This is a genomic window from Mesorhizobium sp. L2C084A000, assembly GCF_000502875.1.
Classification (GTDB): Bacteria; Pseudomonadota; Alphaproteobacteria; order Rhizobiales; family Rhizobiaceae; genus Mesorhizobium.
Genome location: NZ_AYWX01000001.1, coordinates 405,804 through 425,825 on the forward strand (window position 1 = coordinate 405,804; position 20,022 = coordinate 425,825).

At 63.3% G+C, this 20,022-nt stretch carries 21 protein-coding genes and 1 pseudogene; 15 read left to right on the forward strand and 7 right to left on the reverse strand.

From position 1 onward, the window contains the following. The first annotated feature begins 1 nt into the window (after position 1). The 7 genes from X735_RS163640 (at position 2) to X735_RS163610 (ending at position 7,017) form a co-directional block, all read left to right on the forward strand. Entirely contained in the window at positions 2–1,162 is a 1,161-nt protein-coding gene (locus X735_RS163640; RefSeq protein WP_023808856.1) for a CaiB/BaiF CoA-transferase family protein, read from the forward strand. Further along, positions 1,159–2,328: an extracellular solute-binding protein gene (locus tag X735_RS163635; protein WP_023808857.1), complete on the forward strand. Its 1,170-nt coding sequence runs from the start codon at positions 1,159–1,161 to the stop codon at positions 2,326–2,328. The genes X735_RS163640 and X735_RS163635 overlap by 4 nt, the downstream gene beginning before the upstream one ends. Before the next feature lie 26 nt (positions 2,329–2,354). Further along, the gene (locus tag X735_RS163630) at positions 2,355–3,542 is read left to right on the forward strand and encodes an ABC transporter substrate-binding protein (protein WP_023808858.1); all 1,188 of its coding nucleotides are present in this window, start codon (positions 2,355–2,357) and stop codon (positions 3,540–3,542) included. Positions 3,543–3,608: 66 nt separating this feature from the next. After that, positions 3,609–4,346, forward strand: a complete 738-nt coding sequence (locus tag X735_RS163625) for an ATP-binding cassette domain-containing protein (RefSeq protein WP_023808859.1) — start codon at positions 3,609–3,611, stop codon at positions 4,344–4,346. Next, positions 4,339–5,097, forward strand: coding sequence for an ATP-binding cassette domain-containing protein (locus X735_RS163620; RefSeq protein ID WP_023808860.1), 759 nt, complete (start codon positions 4,339–4,341; stop codon positions 5,095–5,097). Before X735_RS163625 ends, X735_RS163620 begins: the two co-directional genes overlap by 8 nt. Beyond that, entirely contained in the window at positions 5,094–6,044 is a 951-nt protein-coding gene (locus X735_RS163615) for an ABC transporter permease (RefSeq protein ID WP_023808861.1), read from the forward strand. Before X735_RS163620 ends, X735_RS163615 begins: the two co-directional genes overlap by 4 nt. A gap of 1 nt (position 6,045) precedes the next feature. Beyond that, positions 6,046–7,017 carry an ABC transporter permease gene (locus tag X735_RS163610; RefSeq protein WP_023808862.1) on the forward strand — a complete coding sequence of 324 codons (972 nt, stop codon included), beginning with the start codon at positions 6,046–6,048 and terminating at the stop codon, positions 7,015–7,017. A 9-nt stretch (positions 7,018–7,026) separates the two neighbouring features. Here the strand turns inward: X735_RS163610 and X735_RS0133455 are convergent. The 3 genes and pseudogenes from X735_RS0133455 to X735_RS163605 form a co-directional block, all read right to left on the reverse strand. Further along, positions 7,027–7,350: pseudogene (locus tag X735_RS0133455) on the reverse strand (amidohydrolase family protein); the annotation flags it as partial. After that, a complete protein-coding gene (locus X735_RS0133460) occupies positions 7,232–8,026 on the reverse strand; it encodes an amidohydrolase (protein ID WP_348625570.1) in 795 nt (264 codons plus the stop codon). The pseudogene X735_RS0133455 and the gene X735_RS0133460, both read right to left, overlap by 119 nt. A 65-nt stretch (positions 8,027–8,091) precedes the next feature. Further along, entirely contained in the window at positions 8,092–8,877 is a 786-nt protein-coding gene (locus tag X735_RS163605) for an IclR family transcriptional regulator (protein ID WP_023808863.1), read from the reverse strand. Between the two features lie 169 nt (positions 8,878–9,046). Here X735_RS163605 and X735_RS163600 point away from each other — a divergent pair, with 169 nt between their 5' ends. The 8 genes from X735_RS163600 to X735_RS163565 all read left to right on the forward strand — a co-directional run bounded on the left by X735_RS163600 (position 9,047) and on the right by X735_RS163565 (position 16,342). After that, the gene (locus X735_RS163600; protein WP_023808864.1) at positions 9,047–10,366 is read left to right on the forward strand and encodes a sugar ABC transporter substrate-binding protein; all 1,320 of its coding nucleotides are present in this window, start codon (positions 9,047–9,049) and stop codon (positions 10,364–10,366) included. A 133-nt stretch (positions 10,367–10,499) separates the two neighbouring features. Beyond that, on the forward strand, positions 10,500–11,396 hold the full coding sequence (locus tag X735_RS163595) for a sugar ABC transporter permease (protein ID WP_023808865.1): 897 nt from the start codon (positions 10,500–10,502) through the stop codon (positions 11,394–11,396). After that, positions 11,396–12,262, forward strand: a complete 867-nt coding sequence (locus tag X735_RS163590) for a carbohydrate ABC transporter permease (RefSeq protein ID WP_023808866.1) — start codon at positions 11,396–11,398, stop codon at positions 12,260–12,262. Before X735_RS163595 ends, X735_RS163590 begins: the two co-directional genes overlap by 1 nt. Before the next feature lie 4 nt (positions 12,263–12,266). Next, on the forward strand, positions 12,267–13,364 hold the full coding sequence (gene ugpC / locus X735_RS163585) for a sn-glycerol-3-phosphate ABC transporter ATP-binding protein UgpC (RefSeq protein WP_023808867.1): 1,098 nt from the start codon (positions 12,267–12,269) through the stop codon (positions 13,362–13,364). Between the two features lie 5 nt (positions 13,365–13,369). After that, positions 13,370–14,482, forward strand: coding sequence for a mandelate racemase/muconate lactonizing enzyme family protein (locus tag X735_RS163580; RefSeq protein WP_023808868.1), 1,113 nt, complete (start codon positions 13,370–13,372; stop codon positions 14,480–14,482). A gap of 9 nt (positions 14,483–14,491) precedes the next feature. Beyond that, on the forward strand, positions 14,492–14,821 hold the full coding sequence (locus tag X735_RS163575; protein WP_023808869.1) for an L-rhamnose mutarotase: 330 nt from the start codon (positions 14,492–14,494) through the stop codon (positions 14,819–14,821). Continuing rightward, a complete protein-coding gene (locus X735_RS163570) occupies positions 14,814–15,890 on the forward strand; it encodes a Gfo/Idh/MocA family oxidoreductase (RefSeq protein ID WP_023808870.1) in 1,077 nt (358 codons plus the stop codon). The genes X735_RS163575 and X735_RS163570 overlap by 8 nt, the downstream gene beginning before the upstream one ends. Beyond that, positions 15,887–16,342, forward strand: a complete 456-nt coding sequence (locus X735_RS163565) for a MaoC/PaaZ C-terminal domain-containing protein (protein ID WP_031212310.1) — start codon at positions 15,887–15,889, stop codon at positions 16,340–16,342. Before X735_RS163570 ends, X735_RS163565 begins: the two co-directional genes overlap by 4 nt. A 29-nt stretch (positions 16,343–16,371) precedes the next feature. Here X735_RS163565 and X735_RS163560 read toward each other — a convergent pair whose 3' ends face one another. The 4 genes from X735_RS163560 to X735_RS163545 form a co-directional block, all read right to left on the reverse strand. After that, the gene (locus X735_RS163560) at positions 16,372–17,028 is read right to left on the reverse strand and encodes a GntR family transcriptional regulator (protein WP_023808872.1); all 657 of its coding nucleotides are present in this window, start codon (positions 17,026–17,028) and stop codon (positions 16,372–16,374) included. Positions 17,029–17,254: 226 nt separating this feature from the next. Beyond that, positions 17,255–17,836: a hypothetical protein gene (locus X735_RS163555; protein ID WP_023808873.1), complete on the reverse strand. Its 582-nt coding sequence runs from the start codon at positions 17,834–17,836 to the stop codon at positions 17,255–17,257. Between the two features lies 1 nt (position 17,837). Beyond that, on the reverse strand, positions 17,838–19,520 hold the full coding sequence (locus X735_RS163550; RefSeq protein ID WP_023808874.1) for a DUF6880 family protein: 1,683 nt from the start codon (positions 19,518–19,520) through the stop codon (positions 17,838–17,840). Further along, positions 19,517–19,921, reverse strand: coding sequence for a hypothetical protein (locus X735_RS163545; RefSeq protein ID WP_245273055.1), 405 nt, complete (start codon positions 19,919–19,921; stop codon positions 19,517–19,519). Before X735_RS163545 ends, X735_RS163550 begins: the two co-directional genes overlap by 4 nt. Between the last annotated feature and the right edge of the window lie 101 nt (positions 19,922–20,022).

Consider the following 20,022-nt stretch of genomic DNA (forward strand, 5'->3'; position numbering starts at 1 on the left):
CATGCCGGCAGCAGCCGAATTGCCGCTCGCCGGTCTCGTCGTCGTCGACATGAGCCAGTTCCTGTCGGGCCCGTACTGCTCACTCAGGCTGCTCGATCTCGGCGCCCGCGTGATCAAGATCGAGCGTCCGGATGGCGGCGACCTGTCGCGCCGGCTCTATCTCAGCGACACCGAGATCGGCGGCGATTCCACCATCTTCCACGCCATCAACCGGGCCAAGGAAAGTCTTGCCATCGACCTCAAGAACGAGGCCGATCTCGAAGCGTTGCGCGGCCTCCTGGCCAGGGCTGACGTGCTGATCCAGAATTTCCGGCCGGGCGTCATCGAACGGCTCGGCCTGGACTATGAAGCGGTCCGCAAGATCAACCCGCGGCTGGTCTATGCTTCGATCAGCGGCTATGGCGAGGATGGGCCATGGGTCAAACGGCCCGGCCAGGATCTCTTGGCGCAGGCGCGTTCCGGCGTGATGTGGCTGAACGGCGACGAGGATCAGGGACCGGTGCCGTTCGGCCTCGCCATCGGCGACATGCTGGCTGGTGCCGCCTGTGCGCAGGGCATTCTGGCCGCACTGGTGCGGCGCGGCATCACCGGTCAGGGCAGCCATATCGAAACCAGCCTGCTGGAAGCGCTGGTCGATTTCCAGTTCGAGGTGCTGACGACGCATCTCAATGACGGCCGCCGGCTGCCCAGGCGCTCCAGCTTCCGCAGCGCGCATGCCTATCTGTCGGCGCCTTACGGTGTCTACCCGGCCAAGGACGGCTATCTCGCCATCGCTATGACGCCGATCCCCAAGCTGGCCGACCTCTTGTCGCTCAGCGAGTTGGCACCCTATCGCGACAAGCCTGCATCGTGGTTCACCGCGCGCGACGACATCAAGGCGATCATCGCGCAGCGGATCGCCACCAAAACCATCGACGAATGGCTTGATATCCTCGAGCCGGCCGACATCTGGTGCGCCAAGGTACTGACCTGGCCCGAGATGCTGGCAAGCGAGGGGTTTCAATCGCTCGATATGCTGCAGACGGTGACGCGCGAGGATGACGTCTCGATCCTCACGACGAGTTCGCCGCTCCGGGTCGATGGCATCAGGGCCAAGGTCGATCGGGCGGCGCCGCGCATCGGCGAGCACAGTGCCGCCATCCGCGCGGAGTTCGGCCTGTGAGCGTGCCCAAGCTCAAAGGCATGACCTGGAGCCATCCGCGTGGCTACGATCCGATGGTCGCCTGCTCGGCGCTGTGGCAGCAGAAGACCGGTATTGCCATCGAATGGGACAAGCGCTCGCTGCAGGATTTCGAATCCTTCCCGGTCGAGGAACTGGCGCGCGCCTATGATCTCATCGTCATCGACCATCCGCATGTCGGCCAGATCACGGCCGAAGGCTGCCTGGAGCCGCTGGATGTCGCCGGACGCGAGGCGGAACGCACGGCCCTTGCCTCGGGCAGCGTCGGCCAGTCCTATCCGAGCTACAACTGGCAAGGACGGCAATGGGCTTTCCCGATCGATGCGGCAACCCAGGTCCAGGCATGGCGGCCGGATGCGATCGAGGCGCCACCGGCGCGCTGGAGCGAGGTGCTCGATCTCGCCCGGCAAGGCCGTGTGCTGCTGCCGCTGCGGCCGCCTCACGTGTTGATGGTGTTTTACACATTCGCAGGCAATCTCGGCCGTCCTTGCACCACCGATCCATCCCACGATCTCATCGATGTTGACGCCGGTAGCGAAGTGTTTGAAGCAATGCGCGAGATTGCAGCGCTCGTTGATCCGGCTTGCTTGGAGATGGATCCGATTGCCGTCTCGGAGCGCATGGCGGAGGCCGGTTCCAGGTTCGTCTGCGCGCCACTGATCTATGGCTATGTTTCCTATGCGACGACTGGCTTTCGGGCGAACCGGCTGGCCTTTGCCGATGTTCCGGTCATCGGTTCCGGCGGCCCGATCGGTTCGGCGCTCGGCGGCACCGGCATAGCCGTATCAGCCTTTTCCAAAGCCAGGGATGCCGCGATCAACTTTGCCTATTGGGTCTCGAGCGGCGATGTCCAGCGCGGCGCCTATGCCGCCGCCGGCGGCCAGCCCGGCCATGCAGCGGCCTGGGAAGATCAGGCCGTCAATGAAGCGACCGGCAATTTCTACCGGGACACGCGCGCGACACTGGCGGGTGCATGGGTGCGGCCGCGCCATGACGGCTACATGGCGTTCCAGCAGGCCGCGTCCGAACGCATCCTTTCCGGCATGACCTTCCGGCATCAAGCCCGACAGGTCGTTGCCGATCTCAATCGCCTGTTTCGGGAGAGTTCCCCGGTGCAGGTGTCCGGCGCTGCCGGTGGAGGAGCCTGAACCAAACCGAACGGAGGAGAACAAGAATGACAGGAATGATCCGCGGCCTGCTGGCCGCAACGGCGCTTGCCTCGCTTGCAACGGCCGCCTTTGCACAGGATGTGCAAGGCGTCATCGGTGGACTGCCGACCGAACTCAAGGCGCAGTATGACGGAGCGCCCCAGAAGGTATTGCCTTCGGCCTGGGAGAATTTCAACGCGCCGCCAAAGCCGTGGAAATGGTGCCACTCGGAATCCTACCAGGGCAACCCGTGGCGGGTCACGGTGACCAAGGAGTTGAAGCGTCTTGTCGACGGGCTGATCGCCGACGGCACCGTCTCCAGCTTCGAGGTGTCGGATTCCAACAATGATGCCAGCCAGCAGATCAACCAGATCCGCGCCTTCATCGACAAGAAATGCTCTATCATCACGTCGGTGCCGGGCTCGGCGACGGCGCTCGACGATGCCATCGACGCTGCCGCCAAGGCCGGCATTCCGTTCATCACCGCCGCCGGCTCGGTGACCAGCCCGAACGCCATCAATGTCGATTCCAACTATGCGCGCTGGGGCTATGACATGATGACGGCGATCGGCAAGGCGCAGCCGGACGGCGCCAGCATCCTTCTGGTCGAAGGCATCGCCGGCCACCCGATCGTGGTCCAGGAACGCCAGGGCGCGGACAAGGCGCTGGCGGAAAATCCGAAGCTGAAGATCTCGCGCAACGTCAACGGCAACTGGACAGCCAACGTCACCAAGACCGTGGTGCTGCAGGCGATCGCCACCAACCCGGCGCCGATCGATGCGGTGTGGACGACAGGCAGCGAAAGCCGCGTCGTCGCCGAAGCCTTCGCGGAAGCCGGCCGGCCGGCGCCATTGATCACCGGCTCGATCACCGGGGACGCGCTGGGCTACTGGAAGGCCAACCCCGACAAGTACCGCTTCGAAGGCCATGCGGTGCTGCCGCACTGGACCGCGCAAACACTGTTCCGCGTCGGCGAGCGCATGCTCGACGGCCAGAAGCCGAAGCTGAACACGCTGCTGATCCCGATCCCGCCTGTCCACACCGCCGATCTCGGTGCCTGGTACAAGGACTGCATGACGACGGATGCCGTGTCGATCTTCCCGATCCCGCCGAAAGATCCGATGCCGGAGGAATGGCTCGACGCCTATTTCTCGAACCCGGCGCCGACCAAGGGCTGGGATTATTCGAAGGTGCCCGATGCCTGTGCAAAGTGACGCCTGCTAGTCTCTCAGCAGGCCGGCTCCTTTCAGGGAGCCGGCCTGCCAGCATCGAAACGCGACATGCTTGAAATCAAAACCATATCCAAACGCTATGGCGAGACGATCGCGCTCGCGGACGCATCGATCGCGTTTCGGGCGGGAACCATCCACACCATCCTGGGCGAGAACGGTTCGGGCAAGAGCACGATGGTCAAGCTGCTGTCCGGCATCGTCCAGCCGGACAATGGCGCGATCCTGCTGCACGGCAAGCCGTTTTCGGGTGCCAAGCCCTCGGCCTTCCAGGCGCAAGGTTTTGCCACGGTGTTCCAGGAGGTGCTGATCGCGCCGGACTGCAGCGTCATCGATAACATCCTGCTCGGCCTCGACGGGCTGGTCCGGCGCGCTGTTCCCCGCAACGAGCGCCGTGACCGGGCGAAAGCCGCGCTGAAGCGCTTCGCGGTTACCGACGTCCCCCTCGACAAGCCAGCCGGCCTGCTGCCGCTTGCCGCGCAGCAATTGGTCGTTCTCGCCCGCGCGATCGTGCGCAACCCAAAGATCCTGATCCTCGACGAGGTCACCGCCGCGCTCGACTTCGCCGATCGCGAATCCGTCTTTTCCCTGATGCGCGCGCAGGCCGGCGAAGGCTGCCTGATCCTGTTCATCACCCACCGCATGGACGAGGTGATGTCGCTGTCGGATCGCATCTCGATCCTGCGCGGCGGCAGCGTCGTGCGCACCGAGGAGCGCGGCGCTTCGACGCCGGCTGAACTTCTCAAGGCGATGGCGCCACGCACGGCGGCGGAGCTGCAGCATGGCTGATCGCGCCGCCCTCGATTTTGGTGGTCTTGCCGTTCGGGACCTTGTCATCGCGCCCGGCGCCAGCCCGATCACGCAGGCAATCGCTCCGGGTGAGATCGTCGGGCTTGCCGGTCTCGATGGTCATGGCCAGGAGCTGTTTCTCAAGATGCTTGCCGGCCTGGAACCGCCCCATGGCGGCTCGATCGAACTCGGTTCATCGGATGCCTCCCGAAAGATTACCGGGTTTCGCAAGGCTGTCGCCAGCGGCATCGCCTATTTGCCGCGCGACCGACGCGCCAACGGCATTTTCCCGACACAGTCGGTGCTCGACAATTTCGCCGTCTCGACCTTGTCGCGCGACACGCGGCTCGGGCTAATCAGCCCGTCGGCACGCAAGGCGCGCTACGACTTCTATCGCGAAAAACTCTCGATAGTGGCGCCCCGGCCCGATGCGCCGATCACCACTCTTTCGGGCGGCAACCAGCAGAAGGTGCTGTTGGCGCGTGCCTTGGCGCTGGAGCCCGCGATCCTGCTCCTCAACGATCCGACGCGTGGCGTCGACGTGGCGACGCGGCATGTGCTCTACGACGTGTTTCGCGGGCTGGCGTCCGACGGCATGGGGCTCGTCATCCTATCCAGTGAAATCGAGGAGATTCTTCTCCTGTGCCAGCGCGTGCTGGTGTTCCGTGAGAATGAAGTCGCGGCCGAGATCTCTGGCGACGCGCTCACCACCGACAGCGTGATATCAGCCATGTTCGGACGTGCGGCATGAACCCTGTTGCGCGCCTCCTGTCCCTTGGGCGAAATTTCGGCTTCGCGGTGGTGCTGCTGGTCGTGCTGCTTGCGATCAATCTTATCCTCAGCCCCGGGCGGTTCCAGCCGGGTTCCTGGGGCGCGCTGGTCGGATTGGCGGCGCCCTTGATCGGTGCGGCCATTGCGTCCACGCCTGTCATCCTCGCCGGGCGTGGCGGAATCGACATCTCGGTCGGGCCATTGATGGGCTTCGTCAACGCTCTGACGATCCAGGTGCTGTTCCTCGGCACCGGCATCTCATCGCCCCCGGTGCTCGTTCCGGCTGCATTGCTCGTCGGGGCGCTGGTGGGTGCTGCGAACGGCTTTCTGGCGACAATCGTGCGCATTCAGCCGATCGTCGCGACGCTCGGCACCTATCTGATCCTCACCGGCGTGACGTTAACAATCCTGCCGGCGCCGATCGGTCCCGCACCGGCCTGGCTCAAGGCACTGTCCGGTCCGCTGTCGATGCTGCCGCTGGCGGCGATGTTCATCGTCTGGTGGCTGGTGCGGCGCACCCCTTACTACGACCAGCTTATGGCGGTGGGCAGCGACGACCGTGCCGCCTACACCGCCGGCGTCGATGTCACGCGCGTGCGCTTCATCGCCTATATCATGACCGGCATCCTTGGCGGCTGCGCCGGATTGATGCTGACCGCGCTGATCGGCTCCGCCGATCCGAACATCGGGCCAACTTACACACTGATCGCCATCGCCGCGGTAGCGCTCGGCGGCGTCAGCCTTGCAGGCGGCCGTGGTGGGGTGGCGGGTGCCGCCATCGGCGCCATCGACATCTTCCTGCTGCAAAGCGTGCTGACGACGTTCAACGTCTCGACCTTCGTGCTGCAGATCGCCTACGGCGCGATCCTGGTGCTGGCCGTGATGCTGACAGCGCTGCAGGAACGTCTTGCTATGGGGAGACGCTGACATGGTTTTGCGCCAAAACCTCTTCGCCACAACCAACGCTCGCGTCGTCGGCGCCTTCTGCGTCGCCGCCCTTCTGCATCTCGCCGGCACGATCCTCATTCCTGGCTACTCCGCGCCGTTTGCCATACGCGCCATGCTGGTGCTCGCCTCGCTGCTCGCCGTGGCCTCGATCGGGCAGACGCTGGTCGTCATCATGGGCGGCATCGACCTGTCGATCCCTTTCGTCATTGGCTTTGCCAATGTCGTGGCGGCGCAGCTTTATGGCGATGGCTGGCATTTTGTCCTGGTCTGCGGCCTCGTCGGCGTACTGGCGATCATCATCGGCGGGCTGAACGGGCTGATCTCGCGCAGCCTCGACATCCAGCCGCTCATCGTCACGCTCGGCATCGGCATGGTCGTGCAAGGGCTGGTGCTGTTGTGGACGGCGGGTTTCCCGTCAGGCTCCGCACCGCAAGCGGTATCCAGCTTCGTCTCGATCGGCGGATCGGCCGGACCGCTGCCGGTGCCGTGGCTGGTGCCGAGCCTTGTCGTGCTGGCGGCACTCGTCGTCCTGGTGCTGGAGCGAACGCCCTATGGCCGCCGGCTTTACGCGCTGGGCAGCAATCCGGGCGCGGCGCCGCTGGCGCTGATTGACCCGGTTCGCATGTGGGTCATCACCTATGCGGCAAGCGCTTTCTTCGCCGCCGTGGCAGGAGTGCTGCTGCTCGGCTTCACCGGTTCGGCCTATGGCGATGTCGGCCAGCCCTATCTGTTCCAGACCATCGCAGCCGTTGTCGTAGGAGGTGCAGCACTTGTCGGCGGCCGGGGAAGCTATCTCGGCACGATCGCCGGCGTGCTGGTGCTGACCGAGATCAACACGCTGCTGATCGGCCTCGGCTTCCAGCCCGCAGCGGTGCAGGCCGCGCTCGGCTTCGTCATCGTGCTGCTGGTTTCGCTCTATGGCCGCGAACGGCACGTCTCGACAACCATCTGAAAGGACCAGTCAGTCGAGCCGCCACAGCTTGCGGGCATTGCCGGACAACAGCCTGTCGCGCTCGGAGATGCTGCAGCCCGAGAGCAATGCATGGGTCGCCGCCACCCAGGTCGACAGACCGCCGCCTAGCGTGCAGACCGGCCAGTCGCTGCCCCAGACGACACGGTCCCAGCCGAATGAATTGATGGTGTGCTCGACGTACGGCCGCAACGTCTCAACCGTCCAGCTGCCGGCATCGGCATAGGCGACGACACCGGAGATCTTGCCGATGACATTGGGACGCCGCGCGATCTCGGTCATATGCTCGCGCCACGGATGTTCCGCACTGGCCTTGATGTCGGGCACGCCGCAATGGTCGAGCACGAACTGCACATCCGGCGCCAGATCGGCGAGNATCGGCATAGGCGACGACACCGGAGATTTTGGCCATGACATTCGGGCGCCGGGCGATGTCGCTCATATGCTCGCGCCATGGATGTTCGCTCTTGCCTTTGATGTCGGGGACGCCGCAATGGTCGAGGACGAACGTCACATCGGGTGCCAGGTCGGCAAGCACGATCGCCCTGGGGATCTGGTGCGGCAGCACGACGAGATCGAAGGTCAGGCCGGTGCCGCCAAGCCGCTTTATGCTGGCGCGAAACACCGCACCTTCCGAGAGCTCGTCGGGCACGACGTGGAGGACGCGGCGAAAGCCTTTTACGAACGGGTTTGCCCGCTGCCGTTCGAGATAGGCCGCGAAGTCCCCTTCCTCAGGACGGCAGGACGCGATCACCCCGGCCAGCATGCTGCTGGGCTGCCGTGACAGGCCTTCGACCCGAGCGGTTTCAGCCTCGATGTCGGCCGCATCGACATCGACCTCCATATGCAGCACGCGCTCGACGCCGACACGCTGCGCCTCCACGGCGTAGTCCTCATAGGAGAAATCGCGGTTGAGCGCCGGCACGCCGGCGAGCCAGGGATAGCGCAGGGCCGAGCGATCGATGAGATGCAGATGGGTATCGATGATCATGGTGAGGCTCCTCCCTCTGGCTTTTCAAATCATCTCACGGGGGAATTCTTCATTCAAATAAGAATTCACACCGATGAGCCTACTGCTGATCCAGCAAGGTGCGACAGCTTTTCACACGTTGCCAGCAACAGTTCGATCGTCCTGGTGATGTCGGGCGCGGAAGGCGCGTTGACCACCGTGATGTAGGGAATCGACAGCGCGGCGATCGCCTTGCCGTCGGAACTGCGCACCGGGGCGGACAGGTTGAAGACGCCGGCTGTCTGCATCGAGGCCATCATCTCGTAGCCACGGTCGCGGATCTGGTCGAGACGGGTGAAGAACTCGGTCGATTGCGCCGTCTTGTCGGTGCTGCGGACGTGTTCGGAAATCATCATCTGGCGCTCTTCCGGTGAGCGGAAAGCGAGCAGCACATGTCCCGAGCCGGTGTCGAACAGACTGATATGGGAGCCGACCCGGATCGATATGCCCCAGTAGTTCGGTGCTTCTTGCTGGCCGATGACGACGGCAGAACCGCGATCAAAAACAACGAGTTGGTTGGCCTGCTGCGATGTCTCGGCAAGCTCACGCATCAGCGGCGTCGCATAGGAGACCAGCCGCCGAACCGGCGCGTGCAACTGTGCCAGACCGAACAGCTTGAGCGTCAGCGAATAGCGGTCGCCGTCGAGCCTGGTGACATAGCCGCGCCGCACCAGCCGGTCGAGCATACGGTAGAATTCGTTGGGGCTGCGGTCGAGTTTCTTGGCGATTTCTGCCTGGGTCAGGCCGCCGTCGACGCCCGCCAGCAGTTCAAGGATATCGAGCCCCTTGTCGAGCGCCGGCGCGCGATAGCGCTCGTCTTCGCTGTCGTCCATGGGCTCATCCTCCAGTGAATTTCACCCTTCATATATGCAGGAACGTGCGCGGCGGAAACAAATTTCGCCTTGACGTGTCTATGAATGTTTTGTTTGTATATGAATGTAGCACTTCTTGTCATCAGACGAGTTGCGGTCGCCGCGGAGGCGGCACCAAGGGAGGATAACGATGAACAGACTGCTGTCCGGCGTGTGCGCCGGTGCATTGTTGCTCGCGTCAGGTGCGGGCGCTGCCCTTGCCGGCGACCTGCCCGGCAAGTTCGAAGGCGTGACCGTCGACGTGAAGCTGATCGGCGGCCAGCAATATGAAAAGCTCTACGAGCGCATTCCCGAATGGGAGAAGGCGACCGGCGCCAAGGTCAACATCCTGACCAAGAAGAACGGCTTCGACATCGACAAGGAGCTCAAGTCCGACATCGCCTCGGGCAGCACCAACTGGTGCGTCGGCTGGAACCATTCGTCCTTTGCGCCGCAATATACGGGCCTTTACACCGACCTCAGCAAATTGCTGCCCAAGGAAGAGATCGACGCTTTCGTGCCGTCGACGATCACGTCCGCAACCATCGACGGCAAGCTGGAGATGCTGCCGCGTGCGCAGTTCGACGTTTCGGCGCTCTACTACCAGAAGAGCCTGTACGAGAACGCCGACAACAAGACCAAGTTCAAGGCGAAGTACGGCTATGATTTGGTGCCGCCGGACACCTGGAAGGAAGTGACCGACCAGGCCCAGTTCTTCGCCAACCCACCCAATTTCTACGGCACGCAGTTCGCCGGCAAGGAAGAGGCGATCAACGGCCGCTTCTACGAGATGGTTGTCGCTGAAGGCGGCGAGTATCTCGACAAGGACGGCAAGCTGGTCTTCAATTCCGAGGCCGGCATCCGGGCGCTCGACTGGTTCGTCAACCTCTACAAGGCCAAGGCCGTACCGGCCGGAACCACCAACTATCTCTGGGACGATCTCGGCCAGGGCTTTGCGTCCGGCACCGTCGCCATCAACCTGGACTGGCCGGGCTGGGCTGGCTTCTTCAACGATCCGAAGTCGTCGAAGGTCGCCGGCAATGTCGGCGTGAAAGTCGCGCCGAAGGGCTCGTCCGGCAAACGCACCGGCTGGTCGGGTTTCCATGGCTTCTCGGTGACCGAGAATTGCCCCAACAAGGAGGCCGCGGCTTCCCTGGTGTGGTGGCTGACCAACGAAGACAGCCAGAAGCTCGAGGCCGCCGCAGGCCCGCTGCCGACCCGCACCGCGGTGTGGGACTGGGATTTGAAGCAGGCCGAAAACGATCCTTACAAGAAGGAGGTTCTTACCGCCTTCCAGGAAGAGGCCAAGCACGCGTTTGCCGTGCCGCAGACGCCTGAATGGATCGAGATCTCGAACGCCGTCTATCCCGAATTGCAGGCGGCGATCCTCGGTGACAAGACCTCCAAGCAGGCACTGGACGATGCGGCCGCCAAGGCGACGCAAATCCTCCAGGACGCCGGCAAGCTCTAGAAACGGGCTCCCAAGGCTGCCTCCCCCATCGGAAATGGGGGAGGCGATCGTGTTTCGCGGCCAGCGATTTACGCTAACCCATCGCCCCCGGCCCACTCACGGCCGTCCAAATGCAAACACCTCAAGGATTCTGATGAAGGGCTTCAAGCCATCCGCGCCATTCCTGCTGCTGCTTCCGGCCATGATCGTGCTGGCGGCGGTTGTCGTTGTGCCGTTGCTGTTGTCCCTTTACTCCAGCTTCACGCCGTTCCGCCTGACGCGGCCCGAAACGTTCTACGTCTTCATCGGCATCCGGAACTATCTTTCGATCCTGTCCAACACTGATTTCTGGTGGGCGTTCGGTCGCACGGTGCTGCTGCTGACCATCGCGCTCAATCTCGAAATGCTGCTTGGCCTTGGGCTTGCCATGCTGGTCGAGAAAGCGACACGCGGCCAGCGCATCCTGCGCACGCTGATGATGTTTCCGATGATGTTTTCGCCGATCCTGGTCGGCTTTCAGTTCAAGTTTATGTTCAACGACAATATCGGCCTGGTGAACAATGCGCTGCAGTCGCTCGGCATCACGCAAGACGCCATACCGTGGCTGATCGAGGGCCATCTCGCCTTCATCGCCATCTCGATCGCCGAGATCTGGTCGTCGACGGCGATCTTCGCCATCCTGATCCTCGCCGGCCTGCTCGCCATGCCCAAGGAGCCGATCGAGGCGGCGCGGGTCGACGGCTGCACGCCGTGGCAGACATTCCGCTATGTGACGTGGCCGTTCGTCATGCCTTTCGCGTACATCGCCATGACCATTCGCTCGCTCGACGTCGCGCGCGCCTATGACATCGTCAAGATCATGACCGATGGCGGACCGGCGGGCCGCACCGAACTGCTATGGACCCTGGTGGCCCGCACCGCCTACAGCGACGGGCGCATGGGCATGGCCAACGCCATGGCCTATTTCTCGATCCTGCTGTCGATCGCCTTCACTGTCTACTTCTTCAACAAGCTCGCCGCGGCGCGCACGCAGATCGGTGCGGAGTGGTGATGGACGAGAATTCTTCCGCCCGCCTGAAGCGCCGGCTGCTGGGCGTCGTCTATCGCATCGGCCTGTTCCTGGCGATGCTGACCATCTGCCTGCCGGGCCTGTGGATCGTCATCTCGTCGCTGCGGCCGGCGGTCGAGATCATGGCCAAGCCACCGGTGTGGATCCCTCAGGAGATCTCGTTCGACGCTTATGTCGCCATGTTCTCAGGCATCGGCAAGGGCGGCATCCCTGTCATCGAATATTTCCGCAACTCGCTGATCATCTCGGTGACCTCGACAGTCATTGCGGTGGCCATCGGCATGGCCGGCGGCTATGCCTTCGCGCGCTACCGCTTCCGCGGCAAATCCAGCGTCTTCCTCAGCCTGATGCTGACGCGCACCGTGCCGGGCATTGCGCTCTCGCTACCGCTGTTCTTCCTCTATGTGCGGCTTGGCATCATCGACACGCATTTCGGGCTGATCCTTGCCTATGTCGCGCTCAACGTGCCGTTCACCATCTGGCTGATCGACGGCTTCTTCCGCCAGGTGCCCAAGGACCTCGCGGAGGCGGCGCAGATCGATGGCTGCACGCGCTGGCAGGCGTTCTGGCAGGTCGAGTTCCCGCTTGCCGGACCGGGCATCGCTTCGGCCGCCATCTTCGCCTTCCTGACCTGCTGGAACGAGTTCGCGCTGGCCTCGCAGCTGACCCGCTCGGTGAGCGCCAAGACGCTGCCGGTCGGCCTGCTCGATTACACGGCCGAGTTCACCATCGATTGGCGTGGCATGTGCGCGCTGGCCGTGGTGATGATCATTCCGGCGCTCACCCTCACCTACGTCGTCCAGAAACACCTTGTCGGCGGCCTGACCTCCGGCGCGGTGAAAGGCTGATACCATGGCAACCGTTACCCTCACCAAGCTGACCAAGCGCTACGGCAACATCGGGATCGTGCACGGCATCGATCTCGACATCGCCGACCGCGAATTCATCGCGCTGGTCGGCCCGTCCGGCTGCGGCAAGTCGACGACGCTGCGCATGATCGCCGGGCTGGAAGAGATCAGTGCCGGCTCGATCGAGATCGGCGGGCGCGTCGTCAACGACCTGCCGCCGCGCTCGCGCAACATCTCGATGGTGTTCCAGTCCTATGCGCTCTATCCGCACATGACGGTGCGCGAGAATCTCGGCTTCTCGCTGAAGATCGCCGGTGCCGCCAAGGAAGACATGGACCGCCGTGTCGCCGAGGCCTCGGCCATTCTTGGCCTCGACACACTGCTGGACCGACGCCCCTCGCAACTCTCCGGCGGTCAGCGCCAGCGCGTCGCCATGGGCCGCGCCATCGTGCGCGATCCTGACGTCTTCCTGTTCGACGAGCCGCTTTCCAATCTCGACGCCAAATTACGCACGCAGATGCGCACCGAGATCAAGAAGCTTCATGCCAAGGTGCAATCGACGGTGATCTACGTCACCCATGATCAGGTCGAGGCGATGACGCTTGCCGACCGCATCGTCATCATGCGCGACGGCCATATCGAACAAGTCGGCACGCCCGACGAGGTGTTCCGGCAGCCGGCGACGCGCTTCGTCGCAGGCTTCATCGGCTCGCCGCCGATGAACCTGCATGAAGCCACGATCGATGATGGCCAGATGGTTTTCGCCAGCGGCGAAAAGCTGCCGCTGCCCGCCCAGTTCAAGACCAACGTCGCCACCGGCGACAAGGTCGTGTTCGGGCTGCGGCCGGACGACATCTATCCGACCGGCCATGGCATCAGCTCCGGTGGTGCGGCCGATGTCCACCAGATCGAACTGCCGATCACGGTCACCGAACCGCTCGGCAACGAGACACTGGTGTTCGTCGAATTCAACGGTACGGACTGGGTGTCGCGCATGCTGAACCCGAGGCCACTGCGGCCGGGCGAGCGGGTCGCCATGAGCCTCGACATGTCGCAGGCGCACCTGTTTGCCACCGAGACCGGAAAGACATTGCGGAGCTGATCGGCATGGCCAAAATTGAGAAAGTCGACCTTCGGATGGTGGACCTTGTGCCCAAGGTCAAGCGCACCGACGCCATCCAGAGCTTCGTCAGCCAGGAAACGCCTATCGTCACCATCACCGATTCCGACGGTGCGGTCGGCACCGGCTACAGCTACACGATCGGCACCGGCGGCTCGTCGGTGATGCGGCTTTTGTCCGACCATCTGGTGCCGCGCCTGATCGGCCGCGACCCCGACATGATCGAGGCAATCTGGCACGATCTCGAATTCGCCACGCATGCCACGACCATCGGCGCCATCACCGCCATCGCCATCGCGGCCATCGATACAGCACTGTGGGACCTACGGGCAAAGAAGCAGAACCTGCCTTTGTGGAAGCTGGCCGGCGGCGCCAAGGACCGCTGCCCGCTGTACACGACCGAAGGCGGCTGGCTGCACATCGAGACGCAGGCGCTGGTCGACGATGCGCTGGCCGCCAAGGCCAAGGGCTTTCGCGGCTCGAAGGTGAAGATCGGCAGGCCGCACGGCTCGGAAGATCTGGCGCGCCTGTCGGCGGTGCGCAAGGCGGTCGGCGACGGCTACGAGATCATGACCGACGCCAATCAGGGCTTTTCGGTCGACGAGGCGATCCGGCGCGCGGCAAGATTACGCGACCTCGACCTCGCCTGGATCGAGGAGCCACTGCCGGCCGACGACATTGACGGGCATGTGCGGTTGTCGAACTCGACGCCGACGCCGATTGCCATCGGCGAGTCGCTCTACTCCATTCGCCATTTTCGCGAGTACATGCAGAAAGGCGCCTGCTCGATCGTGCAGGTCGATGTCGGCCGCATCGGCGGCATCACGCCCTGGCTCAAGATCGCGCACGCGGCGGAGGCCTTCGACATTCCGGTCTGCCCGCATTTCCTGATGGAGCTGCATGTCAGCCTGACCTGCGCTGTTCAGAACGGCCGATATGTCGAGTACATTCCGCAACTCGACCAGTTGACCGGCAAGCGCCTCCGCATCGAGGATGGCCAGGCGCTGGCGCCCGACGAACCCGGCATCGGCATCGATTGGGACTGGGACGCGGTCAAGGCCATGAGCATCGCCGAATTCACCACGGCGATCACGAAATAGGAGAATGATATGCAGCGGATGGGAATGGTTCTGGGGCTGAAGCCGGAAAAGGTCGAGGAGTATGTCCGCCTCCATGCCGCCGTCTGGCCCGACGTGCTGGCCATGATCTCCGCCTGCAACATCAAGAACTACTCGATCTACCTGAAGCGGCCGGAGAACGTGCTGTTCAGCACCTTCGAATACCACGGCAGCGACTACGAGGCCGACATGGCGAAGATGGCGGCCGATCCGAAGACGCAGGAATGGTGGGCGGTCTGCATGCCGTGCCAGGAGCCGCTGGCGACGCGCAAAGAGGGCGAGTGGTGGGCCGAGATGGATGAGGTCTTCCATCATGACTGAAGGCGGTTTCGACCCTGCCTTGCTCGTTCAATCCTGGCCAAAACCCTCCAAGCCCCGGCAGATCGTCACCTTCGGCGCCGGATCGATCGTCGGCGACGCGCATTTCCCGGCCTACCGGAAGGCCGGCTTTCCGGTTGCCGGGCTTTATGATCCTGATCATACCAGGGCCGAAAAGCTGGCCAGCCAATGGGGCGTGACGGCCTTTGGGTCGGTCGAAGAAGCTGCTGCCGTCGAGGGCGCGATCTTCGACCTTGCCACCCCGCCGTCGCGTCATGCCGATGTGCTGAAGTCCTTGCCTGATGGCGCGGTGGCGCTGATCCAGAAGCCGATGGGCAGCAATCTTGCCGAGGCGACCGCGATCCTCGAGATCTGCCGCGCCCGGAAGCTGCACGCAGCGGTGAACTTCCAATTGCGCTTCGCGCCGATGATGCTGGCGCTCAAAGATGCCGTCGGCAAGGGCTGGCTCGGCGAGATCGTCGACTTCGATGCCTGGCTGGCGCTGGCGACACCGTGGCAGCTTTGGGAATTCCTGCTCAAGGCGCCGCGCGTCGAGATCGCCATGCATTCGATCCACTATCTCGACCTGATCAGGCAATTGCTCGGCGACCCCAAGGGCGTGCACGCTAAGACGCTCGGCCATCCCAATCATGCCGTGGCGCAGACGCGCACCAGCGCCATTCTCGACTATGGCAACACCATGCGCTGCGCGCTGTCGATCAACCACGACCACAAGTTCGGCCGCCGGCACCAAGCCTGCGAGTTCCGCATCTGCGGCACCGAGGGAGCAGCCTATCTCAAGTTGGGTCTCAACCTCGATTATCCCACAGGTGAGCCGGATGTGCTGGAAATCTATCCGAAAGGCGGGACGGACTGGATCGCAGTGCCCTTGGCCGGCGAGTGGTTTCCCGACGCCTTCGTCGGCCGCATGGCCAATGTCCAGCGTTTTGCCACCGGAGAAGATGCTACGCTGATCAGCCCGGTCGAGGACGCGTGGAGCACGATGGCGCTGGTCGAGGCGGCGTATCAGTCGAGTGCGGCACCGGCGACGCCGATTGCGGAAAGACCCTGATGGAACGGATTCAGTATTTCGAAGACTATGAGATTGGCGCGTCGCGCCTGACCAGCGGCCGCACCATCACCGAGACCGACTTCATCGTCCATGCCGGCCACACCGGCGATTTCTTCCCGCACCACATGGACGCCGAGTTCATGAAGACGACGCCATTCGGCCAGCGCATCGCGCACGGCACGCTGGTGTTCTCGGTCGGCATCGGGCTGACGGCAACCGTCATCAATCCTGTTGCCTTTTCCTATGGCTATGACCGGCTGCGCTTCATCAAGCCGGTGTTCATCGGCGACACGATCCGGACGCGCACGACAATTACGGCCAGGGAAGACGACCCGAAGAGGCCGGGGGCGGGACGGGTGATCGAACGCTGCGAGGTGATCAACCAGCGCGGCGAAGTGGTGCTGGCGGCCGACCACGTCTACATCGTCGAACGCAGGCCGGCGCAGGGCTGAAGCCCATCGCATGCCCATGAGCCACGCCGTCAGGATTCTCGCGACAGGCCATCTTCCCTGATCGCGCGGACCAGCGTCTCGCTTCCTTCGCGAAGATGCTGCCTCAGAATGCTTATGGCCCTGTCGCCGTCGCGCCGCCGGCAGGCGGCCAGCAGCTCGCGATGCTCCGTCTGCGAGCGGCTGCGATAGTCCAGGTTCGACAGCAGGATGCGGACGTAGCGATCGGCGGCATTGTGGTGCGCCTCGATCAGGCCGAGCAATCGATGGTTGCCACAGGCATCGTAGAGAGCCAGATGAAAGGCACGGTTCAGCGCACCCCATCGGCCGACATTGCGCTCCGCGTCGATCTGGTCGAGCACCTGTTCGGCCTCGTCGAACTTCGCGCCGGAGAGGCTGGGTACCGAAAGCCGGAGCGCCTCGCTTTCGAGCAGCTCGCGTAGCGCGTAGATTTCACTGATCTCGGCGCCGTCCATCCGGGCGACCTGCGCGCCTTTTGTGGGATGAATGGAAACAATACCTTCGGCTTCCAATTGGCGAAGGGCGTCACGAATTGGCATGCGGCTGAAGCCAAACTGCTCGGCCAATTCATCCTGGCGCAGCGGCGTGCCCGCCCTGATGGTTCCACTGGCAATCGCTTCGCGCAGGACATTGGCGACCTGTTCGGCCACGGTCCGCGGCCCCTGCATCACGCTTTCCGCAAATCCTCGCAATCGATGCTCCCCGTTTTCACACAGCATCGAGCCTAATTGAAAAACCCATGCGGATATAGGTATGCCCGTATACACACTGCCCGCGCCAAGCAGACTTCCTCCGCAAGACGCCACCCGCCTCCGCAAGGCAACGTCCCGATTCGCGCATATGAGACGATCGTCTGAAGCACTGAAGGCGCGGCTCGCCCAGCCCTGCGGGCTTTCAGCCAGTCTGCGGCAGGTCAAGCGCGGAGCGCATCCGCCCGACACCACGCTTGTAGAGCATCGCGCCTTGAGCTGGGGCGAGCAGATCAGCATGCGGCGTGAAGTCGGCAACGCACTTGTTGAAGGCGATCTCGCCACACCCGGGAACCAGGCAGTCGAGCTTTCCCTTCGGACACTGACTGAACTTGCAGAGCCGGCCCAGATATCTGTCGCTGCCGGGTTCGATCAGAAAAACGTCTAGCTGGTGATCGGCAACGCTGATCCCTGTTCCCTTCTCAAACGCCTCACGCAGGGCAAGAGCGGCGGCGCGACGCAGTTCGCCTAGACGAGCCTGCGAGTCAAGCCAAAGCGCCAGGTCGAGATCGCTACATTCATGCCAGACCTCGATCCGAGCGCGCCGGAATTCGCTGAAGCGCGGCACCTCTTTCCAAAGCGGCTTCGCGACAGAGCCGATAACGGCCACCGCCCCCACCTCTCGAAAACGCGTCCAAGCATCGGTGACGACATCCGCCGCCGCGCGGAACTGCTGCTGGCGTTCCAGCATGTAGCGATTTTGCTCGTCAATCGCCGCGCGCCGCATGTCAGGCCAACAGTTTCATGAAATTGCGCTTGCGGCCGAAGCGGTCTTTCACATCCGCCAGATACGCGGCATGTTCGGACGCGCCGCGCAGGCCGGCCATACGGCCGATCAGGGTTGACGCTTCTGCATAGGCGCCGTTACCGCCAAACTGGGCCAGTTGGTTTACGCGTTCCGCATAGATCTTCAGTGCCTCGCGCGGATGCGTGGCTTCACTGACCTGCGCGAGCTTTTCCTTCAGTCCTTCGGAAGCGCCATGTGCGCGCGTGTTCGCCCACGCCAGATCAAACTGCTTCTCCTCAATCAAGATGCTGATGAGCAGATCGGCCGGATAATGCCAGGCGGACGGCTTCTCGCGCGCTAGCCTGGACTGGAGGCGCTCGATTACTCGATCGCGCGTCGCCGTGCCCGTCTTGCACAGCCGTTGATACAGTCCGAAGCTCGGTGCCTTCTCGAATGCGCGCCACAGATGCGCTTCGGCGTCCGCATCGCGACCGGCCGTGGTCAGCAGGTCGACTACAAAGGAAATGAGCCGCTCGTCGGGTCGATCATCCTCGAACACCCACAGGCCGTCCTCGGCCCTGCGCAAAGCCTCTTCGGCGCGACCGTGCGAGAGGCAGAATTTGGCGACTTGCAGATAGGCTTGCTGTGAGGACAGATGCTTGGCGCGAAGGGCGATGCGTGCCTCGAGGTCGCCATCGCGGTCAGCAAAGAAGTCGAGGATTTCCTGCAGCCTGAAATGGTCGCCGGACAGTCCGTGACCTATCCGATTCTTGCCGGCGGTTGCGGGCAGTTCATTCCAGGCTTCGTTGGCCAGGCGACGGTATTCGGCCAATCCTTCCTCGCCGAGGATATCGCCATAGCGCTCAGCCGCGCCACCGAAGGTGTCGTAGCCACCATTCATCTCGCGCGCGAACAGGTCACGCGCCAGGGACAAGGGTTCGCAAGGCGCCTCCGAGACAGCGTTGCAGTGAATTTCGCATGCCCGGTCGAGAAGTGGGGCGCAATGGCCATCGGAATCGTCCACGACCTCGATGGCAGCCTCGATCCGATCGATGGCTCGCATAGCGAGCCGTATAACGATGCCCGCATGCTTGCTCGAGACCGAGGCGATCACATCGAGCGCCTCGTCCACACCTTGGGCCCAGTCGGGCGCCTCGCGGTAATCTATGAAGCCATTCGTGGCGGTTGCGCCGTCGATCATCTTGCCGAGACGCGCCTCGATGGCCGCCTCGTCGCCGTCTTGCGTAGTCAGCGTGGCCATTTCCAGCCTACGCAACAGGATAGGATCGCGCTCGACGACATCCATGATCATATCGACAAGCGCCGCCTTGTTCTTGCCTTCCAGATGTTCGCGTATACGCGTGAACACATCGATGCTTTGCGCTTCCGTGTCGCTGCCCATCGCGTTTGCCGCCAGCGCCGTCGCCACCAAATGCTTGCAATAGCCCCAGTCGCCGAAGGCGCGGCAGGAACACGAACCGTCGACCGACTCGCCACGCCCCGTCAGTTCAACACGGTAGTCCTCCGTGCCGGCAACCTGCGCCAGCACGCGCTTGGGCCCAACGGTCAGCAGTTGCACCAGCCCGTCACGCCAGTAGGCCTCGCCGCGCGAGTACACCTTGGTGCCGACAAGATCGCGCAGGGCATCGACATCGAAACGGGGTCGGCTGTTCTTGCGGTTCATAGTGGCGGCTGGAGCCTCGAGTCAGCCGAGATGAGACGCAGGGCTTCGTCCAACGTAACGGTCGCATGCAGCCGCCCACATGCTCCGGTGTGCCTGTGCCACATGAGGTCGAACCGGGTCTCGGCGAGATGCTCCTCCACATGATCGAGCCGGGCGAAGGGAGCGTTGAATTCTTCACCGTCATCCGAACGGTAGCGCGCTGAGAAACCGTATTTGCTTCCTCGCCACTTGCCGAAAATGTCTAGCGGATGGTCGAGCCGATTCGGCTGGCCGTGGATGAACCGAGGCTTCAGAACCTCGGCGATGAAACGCTCGCAAGTGGCAGCCATGGCCAGCTTCTCGTCAGCCGAAGGCTTCTTAACCCACACCATCGCGTTTTCCCGTTTCGCCAGCGCGATCATTTCCCACTATCCGCCGCCAAGAGCGCTGTGGGGCTGCCCTCAGCCATACGGTATCGCCGTTCATGATAATCGACCGATCCGGCGAGGCAATCCTTTTTGAA

Coding starts and splice junctions, on each gene's coding strand:
- X735_RS163600 (WP_023808864.1), top strand. CDS start 9,047: ATGAACAGACTGCTGTCCGGCGTGTGCGCCGGTGCATTGTTGCTCGCG.
- X735_RS163560 (WP_023808872.1), bottom strand. CDS start 17,028: ATGCAGGGGCCGCGGACCGTGGCCGAACAGGTCGCCAATGTCCTGCGC.
- X735_RS163625 (WP_023808859.1), top strand. CDS start 3,609: ATGCTTGAAATCAAAACCATATCCAAACGCTATGGCGAGACGATCGCG.
- X735_RS163610 (WP_023808862.1), top strand. CDS start 6,046: ATGGTTTTGCGCCAAAACCTCTTCGCCACAACCAACGCTCGCGTCGTC.
- X735_RS163555 (WP_023808873.1), bottom strand. CDS start 17,836: ATGCGGCGCGCGGCGATTGACGAGCAAAATCGCTACATGCTGGAACGC.
- X735_RS163605 (WP_023808863.1), bottom strand. CDS start 8,877: ATGGACGACAGCGAAGACGAGCGCTATCGCGCGCCGGCGCTCGACAAG.
- X735_RS163550 (WP_023808874.1), bottom strand. CDS start 19,520: ATGAACCGCAAGAACAGCCGACCCCGTTTCGATGTCGATGCCCTGCGC.
- X735_RS163570 (WP_023808870.1), top strand. CDS start 14,814: ATGACTGAAGGCGGTTTCGACCCTGCCTTGCTCGTTCAATCCTGGCCA.
- X735_RS163590 (WP_023808866.1), top strand. CDS start 11,396: ATGGACGAGAATTCTTCCGCCCGCCTGAAGCGCCGGCTGCTGGGCGTC.
- X735_RS163620 (WP_023808860.1), top strand. CDS start 4,339: ATGGCTGATCGCGCCGCCCTCGATTTTGGTGGTCTTGCCGTTCGGGAC.
- X735_RS163595 (WP_023808865.1), top strand. CDS start 10,500: ATGAAGGGCTTCAAGCCATCCGCGCCATTCCTGCTGCTGCTTCCGGCC.
- ugpC (WP_023808867.1), top strand. CDS start 12,267: ATGGCAACCGTTACCCTCACCAAGCTGACCAAGCGCTACGGCAACATC.
- X735_RS163545 (WP_245273055.1), bottom strand. CDS start 19,921: ATGATCGCGCTGGCGAAACGGGAAAACGCGATGGTGTGGGTTAAGAAG.
- X735_RS163630 (WP_023808858.1), top strand. CDS start 2,355: ATGACAGGAATGATCCGCGGCCTGCTGGCCGCAACGGCGCTTGCCTCG.
- X735_RS163615 (WP_023808861.1), top strand. CDS start 5,094: ATGAACCCTGTTGCGCGCCTCCTGTCCCTTGGGCGAAATTTCGGCTTC.
- X735_RS163580 (WP_023808868.1), top strand. CDS start 13,370: ATGGCCAAAATTGAGAAAGTCGACCTTCGGATGGTGGACCTTGTGCCC.
- X735_RS163640 (WP_023808856.1), top strand. CDS start 2: ATGCCGGCAGCAGCCGAATTGCCGCTCGCCGGTCTCGTCGTCGTCGAC.
- X735_RS163575 (WP_023808869.1), top strand. CDS start 14,492: ATGCAGCGGATGGGAATGGTTCTGGGGCTGAAGCCGGAAAAGGTCGAG.